The organism is Ralstonia sp. TCR112, from assembly GCF_007997035.1.
Lineage (GTDB): Bacteria > Pseudomonadota > Gammaproteobacteria > Burkholderiales > Burkholderiaceae > Ralstonia > Ralstonia edaphi.
Map to the genome: position 1 here is coordinate 30,421 of NZ_VOSS01000059.1, position 9,823 is coordinate 40,243.

Genomic DNA, 9,823 nt, shown 5'->3' on the forward strand with positions numbered 1-9,823 from the left:
ATTATCAAAATGTTGCCGGTTTTGATCTCGCAAAGGTACGGCGGGTAAAATCTCGGCGGCACAGACGAATGACCGGCAGGACCGAAGCGTCACGTTCCTCGGCCCGCCGCATAGACGCGATCTCATTTTGAACATTCCCTCCGCTGTTTCCTCCCGCATGCCCGGGGCCGCGCGCGCGGCACGCACCCGTTCGGTAGCCGGCTATGCGCGGCTCGCCGTGGGCGTGCTGGCGCTGGCTTCCGCGCATGCTGCGCTGGCCTTTGGCTTCAACGATGTGGCCGTACGCGCCAAGCAACTGGCCGCGAAGCCGTACCAGGCGCCCGCCGACACCTTGCCGCGCGAATTGCGCGAGCTGCGCTACGACCAGTACCGCGAAATCCGCTTCAAGTCCGACCAGGCGTACTGGCGCCGCGACAAGCTGCCGTTCGAACTCGGCTTCTTCCACGAGGGTTCGTACTACGACCAGCCCGTGAAGATCAACGAGGTGTCGCCGGCCGGTGTGCGCGAAATCCGTTTCGATCCGCGCCTGTTCGACTACGGCCCGGTCAAGCTCGACCCGAAGCAGTTGCAGAAGCTCGGCTTTGCCGGTTTCCGCGTGCACTATCCGATGAACACGCCCAAGTACAAGGACGAGGTCATCGTGTTCCTGGGCGCGTCGTACTTCCGCGGCATCGGCAAGGGGCAGGTTTACGGCCTCTCCGCGCGCGGGCTGGCCATCGACACCGCGCTCAATTCGGGCGAGGAATTCCCCCGCTTCACCGATTTCTGGATCGAACGGCCCGCCGCCAATGCGAAAGAGCTGACGATCTACGCGCTGCTCAATTCGCGCCGCGCCACGGGCGCCTACCGCTTCGTCATCAAGCCGGGCAGCGACACGGCAGTCGACGTGAAGGCGCAGCTGTACATGCGCGAGAACGTGAGCAAGCTGGCCATCGCGCCGCTTACCAGCATGTTCTTCTTTGGCGAGAACCAGCCGGCGCCTGCGCTGGATTTCCGCCCCGAGGTGCACGACTCCGACGGCCTGTCGGTGCTGTCCGGCACGGGCGAATGGATCTGGCGTCCGCTGACGAACCCCAAGCGCCTGCTGGTCAGCTCGTTCGGGACGACGAACCCGGGCGGCTTCGGCCTCATGCAGCGTGACCGCGCGTTCTCCAGCTACCAGGAAATCGGCGACCGCTACGAACTGCGCCCGAGCGCGTGGGTCGAGCCCGTCGGCAAATGGGGCGCAGGCCGCGTGGAGCTTGTGCAGATTCCGACACCCGACGAGACAAACGACAACGTGGTCGCCTACTGGGTGCCCGAAAACCCGCCCAAGCCGCAGCAGCCGTTCAATCTCGAATACCGCTTGCTGTGGCAGAAGGACGCCGACAAGAAGCCGGCGCTGGCGTGGGTTGCGCAGACGCGCCGCTCGCACGGCTGGACGACCAAGCGCCCCGACGAGCGCAAGCCCGACGATACGATCGCCTTCGTGGTCGACTTTGAAGGGCCGGCGCTGGCCAAGCTGGCGCCGAACGCTCCGGTTGAGCCGGTGTTTTCGGCAGATGCCAACGGCAAGATCGAATCGATCTTCGGCCAACCCAACACCGCGACCGGCGGCTGGCGCGTGACCGTGCGCCTCAAGCGGGTCGACGACGATAAACCCGTTGAACTGCGTGGCTACCTGCGCAGCGGCGGCACCGGACTCTCCGAGACGTGGAGCTACCTGTTACCTCCGGGCTGAACGTGACGACAGCCCAGACTGCCGGTGCTGCCGGCACAGCCCCCTCCACCAGCCCAGCCACAGCGCAGTCTGTGGCTGACCATTACCTTGAGGCGCTGCCGCTGGCGGCCGACGCGCGCGCTGCGCTGCTGCGCAACGCGGGGATCACAGCCACGGACGACGATGCAGCGGCGCTCGCCAAGCTGCATCGTGCGCTGGCCAGGCTCGACCCCGCACAGACGACGTCGCTCGACGCCGACGCGCCGGCTTACGCGTCCGTAGGCTCGCGCCTGGATGCTGCGTATGGCGCCACGCGCGCCGAGGCCGCATCGACGGAGCCCTCCGCCCAACCTGCGCCACCCGTTGAGCACGACAGCCAGGGCCGCATCCACCTGGATACCGGCCCCACGCCCGCTCGCCGTTCGATGGTGCCGTGGCCATGGGTGCTCGGCCCGATCTGGCGCGCGCGCAAGGCCATCGACCGCTGGATGCATGGCGGCAAGAAGCCGGTGCCGTATGAAGCGCCCGACTCGCCGGACCCGAAAGGCATCTGGCGCTTCGTCGGCGCACGCCGCCGCCTGACGCTGCTCGCGCTGATGATCGCGCAGACCGTCGCCGCCACCTGGGCGATGAGCACGGTGCTGCCGTATCACGGTGCCGACTGGCTCGAAGCCATCATCATCGTCCTGTTTGCGGTGCTGTTCTGCTGGGTGTCGGCGGGCTTCTGGACAGCCATCACGGGCTTCCTGCTGCTGGCCTTCCACGGCGACCGCTTCGTCATCTCGCGCCGCGCCACGCCCGACGCCACGATTCCGGACGACGCCCGTACGGCCATCGTCATGCCGATCTGCAATGAAGATGTGCAGCGCGTCTTCGCGGGGCTGCGGGCGACGTACGAATCGTTGCAGCGCACGGGGCATCTGGAGCATTTCGACTTCTTCGTGCTGTCGGACTCCGGCGACCCGGATATCCGCACCGCAGAAGCCGACGCCTGGCTGCACATCTGCCGCGCGCTCGACGGTTTCGGCCGCATCTTCTACCGCTGGCGCCGCCACCGCGTGAAGCGCAAGAGCGGCAACATCGACGATTTCTGCCGACGCTGGGGCGGCAAGTACCGCTACATGATCGTGCTCGACGCCGACAGCGTGATGAGCGGCGATTGCCTGACGCGCCTCGTGCAGTTGATGGAGGGTGCGCCCAGCGCGGGCATCATCCAGACCGCCCCGCGCGCGGCCGGTCGCGACACGCTGTATGCGCGTATCCAGCAGTTCGCCACGCGTGTGTACGGGCCGCTGTTCACCGCCGGCCTGCACTACTGGCAACTCGGCGAATCGCACTACTGGGGCCACAACGCCATCATCCGGCTGGACCCGTTCATCAAGCACTGCGCACTCGCTCCGATTCCGGGCAAGGGCTCGCTTTCCGGCGAGATCATGTCGCACGATTTTGTTGAAGCCGCGCTGATGCGCCGCGCCGGCTGGGCCGTGTGGATCGCCTACGACCTCGACGGCAGCTACGAAGAAATGCCGCCCAACCTGCTCGACGAGCTGGGCCGCGACCGCCGCTGGTGCCACGGCAACCTGATGAACTTCCGCTTATTCGGCGCGCCGGGTTTCCACCGTGTGCACCGCGCGGTGTTCATTACCGGGGTGATGGCGTATCTGTCGGCGCCGCTGTGGTTCCTGTTCCTGCTTTTGTCGACGGCCTTGCTGGCCAAGCACACGCTGATCGCGCCGGAATACTTCACGCAGCCCCGCCAGCTCTTCCCGATCTGGCCGGAGTGGCATCCGGAGAAAGCCGCCGCGCTGTTCTCCGCCACGGCCACCGTGCTGTTCCTGCCGAAGATCCTCAGCGTGCTTGTGCTGTGGGCTCAGGGGCCGAAGCGCTTTGGCGGGGCGATCCACCTGGCGTTGTCGATGGCCATTGAGGCAGCGTTCTCGGTGCTGGCCGCACCGGTGCGCATGCTGTTCCACACGCGCTTTGTGACCGCCGCGTTCCTCGGCTGGAAGGTGCACTGGAAATCGCCCCCGCGCGAAGACGCACAGACGCACTGGGGCGACGCCGTGCGCCGCCACGGCCTGCACACCGTCATCGGCATCGTCTGGGCTGCGATCGTGTATTGGCTGAACCCGAGCTTCCTGTGGTGGCTGTCGCCGGTCGTGGGTGCGCTGATCGTGTCGATCCCGCTCTCGGTGTTCTCCAGCCGCGTGAGCCTGGGCCGCCGCATGCGACGCCTGCGCCTGTTCATGATCCCCGAGGAAGTGCGCCCGCCGCGCGAGCTGCGTGCCACGCGCAAGCACCTTCGCAATGCCCCGCCGATGCCGGACTTCCGCCAAGCCGTGGTCGATCCCGTCACCAACGCGCTGATGTGCGCCGTTGGTACGGCGCGCTTTCCGCAGGACAAGCGCCTCGTCGCCGTGCGCGAAGCCCATGTGCGCCACGCGCTGGAGGTCGGCCCCGACAAACTCACCGGCAAGCAAAAGCTGGTGTTGCTGTCGGATCCGTTCTCGCTGTCGGCGCTGCACCTGGCGGTGTGGTCGTCCTCGGAACAGCGTGCGGCCTGGGCGGCAGCAGAAAGCTGAACAACGCCGCCCGACAGAAATACCGCGCCCCACCCGCATCTTGCCGGTGGGGCGTTTTACTTCCCGTTACATCCGTAGGATTTACGTATCACCTGAAGCGCCCGGCGGTTCATAGAATGGCATCACGAACTTGATACACGAAGTCGACGGCACCGCTGCCCCGGCCTCGCAACCGTAAGGAGAAGCATCATGAAACGCACACTGCTCGCATTCGTTCTGGGTGGCGCCGCGCTGTGCGCCTCGACGGCGGCGCTGGCGCATGTGGATGTCGGCGTGGCGATCGGCGTGCCCGCACCGGTATATGTGGCCCCGGCACCTGTCTATGCACCGCCGCCGGTGGTGTATCGCCCGGCCCCGGTCTATGCTCCCGCGCCTGTCGTTTATGGCGGCTATTACCGCGATCGTGACTACTGGCGTGAGCGTGAATGGCGCCGTCGTGAGTGGCGTGAGCGCGAATGGCGCCACGATCACGGCTGGCACCGCGGCTGGGACCGCTAACGCCTAGCGCGAACAGACAAAAACAGCGATTGATTGGCACACGGGCCGCTCACTGAGCGGCCCGTTGCTTTTGCGCGCTCGAATGCCTGCGCAATCTGCAAACCGACCTATGCTGACGTAGCGGCCCCTGCAATCCCGCCGCCGGCCGCACAGCACAAGGGAGGATGCCATGTCGATCTCCAGCACACTCGACGGCTGCCTGCGCAGCAAGGGCTGCCTGTACGAGGTGATTCGCCATCCGCATACCCACACCAGCACTGAGACCGCGCAATCTGCGCATGTCCCGGGCGACCGGCTGGCCAAGACACTGCTTCTTGAAGACAAGCTCGGCTATGTCGCCGCCGTGTTGCCGTCGACGTACCACCTGCATCTGTCCGAGTTGCAAAAGGAATCGGGCCGCATGGACCTGACGCTGGCCGATGAATCCGAGTTGCGCGAAGTCTTCCGCGACTGCGATGTCGGCGCTGTCCCGCCCGTGGGCATGGCGTACGGCATGCCGACCTACATCGACAGCAGCCTGATGACCCACGGCGACGTCTACTTCGAAGCCGGCGACCACGAAAACGTGGTGCATATGGACATGGATCAGTTCATGGCCCTGATGCGCGACGCCAAGCCCGCCCACTTCGCATATCGCATGCAGGGCATCCTCTTCTGAGGGCGCATCGTGGCCGAGGACGTTGTCGTCACGGTCCGCAACAACGGGCCGTGTCACCTCAAGGGAAGCTTCTGGATCGCCACCCAGAGCGGGCGCGAGTTGACCGTAGAAGAAGGCCAAGCTTGGTTGTGCCGCTGCGGGCACTCGTTGAACAAGCCGTTCTGTGACGGCTCGCACAAGCGCGTCGAGTTTGACAGCAACCTCGACGCGCCTGCGCCCGATGCGCCTGCTTAACGCGTAACGGGCTTGTAGCGGATACGCTTGGGCTTGGCGCCTTCTTCGCCCAGTCGCTTCTTCTTGTCGGCTTCGTATTCCTGGTAGTTGCCCGGGAAGAATTCGACGTGCGAGTCGCCTTCGAACGCGATGATGTGCGTGGCAATGCGGTCGAGGAACCAGCGATCGTGCGAGATCACCATCACGCAGCCGGCGAACTCGAGCAGCGCATCTTCCAGCGCACGCAGCGTTTCGACGTCGAGGTCGTTCGACGGCTCATCGAGCAGCAGCACGTTGCCGCCAGAAATGAGCGTCTTGGCCAGATGCAGGCGGCCGCGCTCACCGCCTGACAACGTGCCGACGTGCTTCTGCTGATCGCCACCCTTGAAGTTGAAGCGGCCGATGTAGGCGCGCGACGGCGTTTCATAGCGGCCCACCGTGAGGATGTCTGAGCCGTTCGAGATCTCTTCGAAGACGGTCTTGTCTGCGGAAAGCGCATCGCGGCTCTGGTCAACGTACGCCAGCTTGACCGTCGGGCCGATCTTGATGGTGCCCGAATCCGGCTGCTCCTTGCCTGTAATCATGCGGAACAGCGTCGACTTGCCGGCGCCGTTCGGGCCAATGATGCCGACGATCGCGCCCGGCGGAATCGTGAAGCTCAGGTTGTCGATCAGCAGGCGATCGCCATAGCTCTTGCTGACGTTCTGGAACTCGATCACTTCATTGCCCAGACGCTCGCCGGCCGGGATGAAGATTTCCTGCGTTTCGTTGCGCTTCTGGTATTCCTGGCTGTTCAGCTCGTCAAAGCGGGCCAGACGCGCCTTCGACTTGGCCTGGCGGCCCTTCGGGTTCTGGCGCACCCATTCCAGTTCTTTCTTCAGCGCCTTTTGGCGCGCCGATTCGCTGGACTCTTCTTGCTTCAGGCGCGTCTCTTTCTGATCGAGCCAGGAGCTGTAATTGCCCTTCCAGGGGATGCCGTGGCCGCGGTCGAGTTCGAGAATCCACTCGGCGGCGTTGTCGAGGAAGTAGCGGTCGTGGGTGACGGCCACAACGGTGCCAGGAAAGCGCGTGAGGAACTGTTCAAGCCAGTCCACCGATTCCGCATCCAGGTGGTTGGTCGGCTCGTCCAGCAGCAGCATGTCGGGGCGCGAGAGCAGCAGCTTGCAGAGCGCCACGCGGCGCTTTTCACCGCCCGAGAGGTGCTCGATCTTGGCATCCCATGGCGGCAGGCGCAGCGCGTCGGCGGCGATTTCGAGCTGCAGTTCGACGTTGTCACCGGAGCCGGCGGCGATGATGGCTTCCAGCCGCGCCTGTTCTTCGGCGAGCTTGTCGAAGTCGGCACCTTCCTCGGCGTATGCCGCGTAGATGGCTTCGAGCTGCTTTTGCGCATCCATCACTTCACCGAGGCCGCTCTCGACCTCTTCACGCACCGTCTTGGCGGGATCGAGCTGCGGCTCCTGCGGCAGGTAGCCGATGTTCAGGTTGGGCATCGGCGTGGCTTCGCCTTCGATGTCCTTGTCGAGGCCGGCCATGATCTTCAGCACGGTCGACTTGCCCGAGCCGTTCAGGCCCAGCACACCGATCTTGGCGCCCGGGAAAAACGACAGCGAGATGTCCTTGAGGATCTGGCGCTTGGGCGGAACGATCTTGCCCACGCGGTTCATGGTGAAAACGTACTGTGACATGGCGGAATTGCGGGGGGAAACGCAGAAATGGGGAATCCGGCGAGTTTAACAAAGCCGGGGCGCGGCAAGCCCAGGGCTCTCGGCCGCGCGAGCAAAAGAAAAGGCGCCCACCAGGGGCGCCCTTCCGATGCAGCGGGCCAGGCCTCGTTACATCGTCATCATGTTGGCGTTCATGTTATGCATGACCCACAGCGAGCCGACAACGACGATCGCCAGGATCAGCAGCGTGAACAGGAAGGCCATCACGTTCCAGCGCTGGGCGGACGAGCCGTCCAGGTGCAGGAAATAGATCAGGTGCACGACGATCTGGACAACCGCCAGGGCCATCACCGTCACCAGCACCGTCTGGTGCGAGTAGCCGCCGTCCATGACCATCTTGAACGGGATGGCCGTGAGGATCACCGCCAGCACGAAGCCGATCAGGTAGCCCTTGACGGTGGCATGACCGGCGCCGCCGGCCGAATGACCGTGCGCATCATCGTGGGCGATAGCGGTCGTTGCGTTGGTCTGTTCCATTTACATCGCTCCCAGCAGATAGACGACGGTAAACACGCCGATCCACACCACGTCCAAGAAGTGCCAGAACAGGCTCAGGCACGACAGGCGCGTCGATTGCGTCGGGGTCAGGCCTTTGCGGCTGATTTGCCACATCAGGACGATGATCCACAGCATGCCGCTCGCCACGTGCAGGCCGTGCGTGCCGACCAGCAGGAAGAACGACGACAGGAATGCGCTGCGGCTCGGGCCCGCACCTTCTGCGATCAGGTGATGGAACTCGTTGATTTCCATGCCGACGAACGCGGCGCCCAGCAGCAGGGTGATGCCGAGCCACAGCATCACCTGATCCTTGCGGCCGTTCTGCAGGCTGATCATCACCATGCCGTAGGTGATGGACGACACCAGCAGGATGCCGGTTTCGATCGCCACGTACGACAGGTCAAAAAGCTCCTTGCCCGTCGGGCCGCCGGCCGTCGCACCGCGCAGGACGCAGAACGTGGCAAACAGCGACGCGAAGATGATCAAGTCGCTCATCAGGTACACCCAGAAGCCGAAGACCTTGGTGTCTGCGGCATCGTGGTGGTGCGCATGGTCATGCGCGTGGTCGTGGCCGTGCGCGTGACCGTGCGCGGCGTGACCGTCTAGAACATTGGTAGCCATGGGGGTTTAAGTCCGTTTAAGCCTGCGAACCGATACGTTGGAAGTAGGCCGACTCGGTCTCGTGAACCTCGTGAGCGGGCACGTAGTAATCGATGTCGTCGTTGTTGCTGCGGAGGATGAAGCTGCCGATCATGCCGACCAGACCCAGCACGGCCATCCACCAGATGTGCCAGATCAGCGCGAAGCCCATCACGATCGAGAACATGCCGATGAAGAAGCCGGCGCCGGTGTTCTTCGGCATGTGGATCTTCTCGTAGCTCGGTGCGACCTGCTTCAGCACCTCGCCGCGCGCCTTCATGTCGGCAAAGGCATCGATGTCACGGATGACCGGCACGCGGGCGAAGTTGTAGTGTGCCGGCGGCGACGACGTCGCCCACTCCAGCGTACGGCCGCCCCACGGGTCACCGGTCAGATCAGCCAGCGCATGACGGTTGCGGATGCTCACGAAGATCTGGATGAGCTGCGAAGCAATACCGCAGGCGATGATCGCGGCGCCGATCACGGCGACGATCAGCCACGGCTGCCATGCCGGATTGTCGGTATGGTTCAGACGACGCGTCATGCCCATGAAGCCGAGCACGTACAGCGGCATGAAGGCGGTGTAGAAGCCCACGAACCAGCACCAGAAGGCGCGCTTGCCCCACTTCTCGTCCAGCTTGAAGCCGAAGGCCTTCGGGAACCAGTAGGTGATACCGGCCAGGTAACCGAACACCACGCCACCGATGATGGTGTTGTGGAAGTGAGCGATCAGGAACAGGCTGTTGTGCAGCAGGAAGTCGGCGCCCGGCACAGCCAGCAGCACGCCCGTCATGCCGCCGATCACGAAGGTGATCATGAAGCCGATCGTCCACAGCATCATCGAGTTCAGCTCGACGCGGCCGCGGTACATCGTGAACAGCCAGTTGAAGATCTTCACGCCCGTCGGGATCGAGATGATCATCGTCGCGATACCGAAGAACGCGTTGACGTTCGCACCGGAGCCCATGGTGAAGAAGTGGTGCAGCCACACCAGGAACGACAGCACGGTGATGCCAGCGGTCGCCCACACCATCGACGTGTAGCCGAACAGCTTCTTGCGCGAGAACGTCGAGACGATTTCCGAGAACATGCCGAACGCCGGCAGGATCAGGATGTACACCTCGGGGTGGCCCCAGATCCAGATCAGGTTCACGTACAGCATGGCGTTACCGCCGCCATCGTTCGTGAAGAAGTGCATGTCCAGGTAGCGATCAGCACCCAGCAGCGCCAGCGCCACGGTCAGCACCGGGAAGGCAGCCACGATCAGGATGTTGGCGCAGAGGGCGGTCCAGGTGAAGATCGGCATGCGCAT

The 9,823-nt window shown here is 64.2% G+C and carries 9 protein-coding genes; 5 read left to right on the top strand and 4 right to left on the bottom strand.

Going from position 1 to position 9,823, the window contains the following annotated elements; all coding sequences use genetic code 11:
- The first annotated feature begins 157 nt into the window (after positions 1 to 157).
- The 5 genes from FUT88_RS15405 (at position 158) to FUT88_RS15425 (ending at position 5,671) form a co-directional block, all read left to right on the top strand.
- Positions 158 to 1,720 (top strand): glucan biosynthesis protein G, encoded by a 1,563-nt coding sequence (locus tag FUT88_RS15405; protein WP_147216405.1) that lies wholly within the window; start codon positions 158 to 160, stop codon positions 1,718 to 1,720.
- Positions 1,693 to 4,281, top strand: coding sequence for a glucans biosynthesis glucosyltransferase MdoH (gene mdoH, locus FUT88_RS15410; protein ID WP_147216407.1), 2,589 nt, complete (start codon positions 1,693 to 1,695; stop codon positions 4,279 to 4,281). Before FUT88_RS15405 ends, mdoH begins: the two co-directional genes overlap by 28 nt.
- A 189-nt stretch (positions 4,282 to 4,470) precedes the next feature.
- A complete protein-coding gene (locus FUT88_RS15415) occupies positions 4,471 to 4,779 on the top strand; it encodes a hypothetical protein (RefSeq protein ID WP_147216408.1) in 309 nt (102 codons plus the stop codon).
- Positions 4,780 to 4,948: 169 nt separating this feature from the next.
- Entirely contained in the window at positions 4,949 to 5,437 is a 489-nt protein-coding gene (locus FUT88_RS15420; RefSeq protein ID WP_147216410.1) for an aminoacyl-tRNA deacylase, read from the top strand.
- Between the two features lie 9 nt (positions 5,438 to 5,446).
- Entirely contained in the window at positions 5,447 to 5,671 is a 225-nt protein-coding gene (locus FUT88_RS15425; protein ID WP_147216412.1) for a CDGSH iron-sulfur domain-containing protein, read from the top strand.
- Here FUT88_RS15425 and ettA read toward each other — a convergent pair.
- The 4 genes from ettA to FUT88_RS15445 all read right to left on the bottom strand — a co-directional run.
- Positions 5,668 to 7,335, bottom strand: coding sequence for an energy-dependent translational throttle protein EttA (ettA, locus tag FUT88_RS15430; protein ID WP_009241971.1), 1,668 nt, complete (start codon positions 7,333 to 7,335; stop codon positions 5,668 to 5,670). The two genes, FUT88_RS15425 and ettA, sit on opposite strands and share 4 nt — an antisense overlap.
- Before the next feature lie 147 nt (positions 7,336 to 7,482).
- Positions 7,483 to 7,851, bottom strand: a complete 369-nt coding sequence (locus FUT88_RS15435; protein ID WP_027680202.1) for a cytochrome o ubiquinol oxidase subunit IV — start codon at positions 7,849 to 7,851, stop codon at positions 7,483 to 7,485.
- A complete protein-coding gene (gene cyoC, locus FUT88_RS15440; protein WP_102067476.1) occupies positions 7,852 to 8,493 on the bottom strand; it encodes a cytochrome o ubiquinol oxidase subunit III in 642 nt (213 codons plus the stop codon).
- 16 nt (positions 8,494 to 8,509) lie between these two features.
- A partial coding sequence (locus tag FUT88_RS15445; protein WP_147216414.1) for a cbb3-type cytochrome c oxidase subunit I occupies positions 8,510 to 9,823 on the bottom strand: 1,314 nt, incomplete at its 5' end.

What these genes read in the sequence shown, in the direction of transcription:
- cyoC (WP_102067476.1), bottom strand. Translation starts at nt 8,493, where the DNA reads ATGGCTACCAATGTTCTAGACGGTCACGCCGCGCACGGTCACGCGCAC.
- FUT88_RS15415 (WP_147216408.1), top strand. Translation starts at nt 4,471, where the DNA reads ATGAAACGCACACTGCTCGCATTCGTTCTGGGTGGCGCCGCGCTGTGC.
- FUT88_RS15405 (WP_147216405.1), top strand. Translation starts at nt 158, where the DNA reads ATGCCCGGGGCCGCGCGCGCGGCACGCACCCGTTCGGTAGCCGGCTAT.
- ettA (WP_009241971.1), bottom strand. Translation starts at nt 7,335, where the DNA reads ATGTCACAGTACGTTTTCACCATGAACCGCGTGGGCAAGATCGTTCCG.
- FUT88_RS15435 (WP_027680202.1), bottom strand. Translation starts at nt 7,851, where the DNA reads ATGGAACAGACCAACGCAACGACCGCTATCGCCCACGATGATGCGCAC.
- FUT88_RS15420 (WP_147216410.1), top strand. Translation starts at nt 4,949, where the DNA reads ATGTCGATCTCCAGCACACTCGACGGCTGCCTGCGCAGCAAGGGCTGC.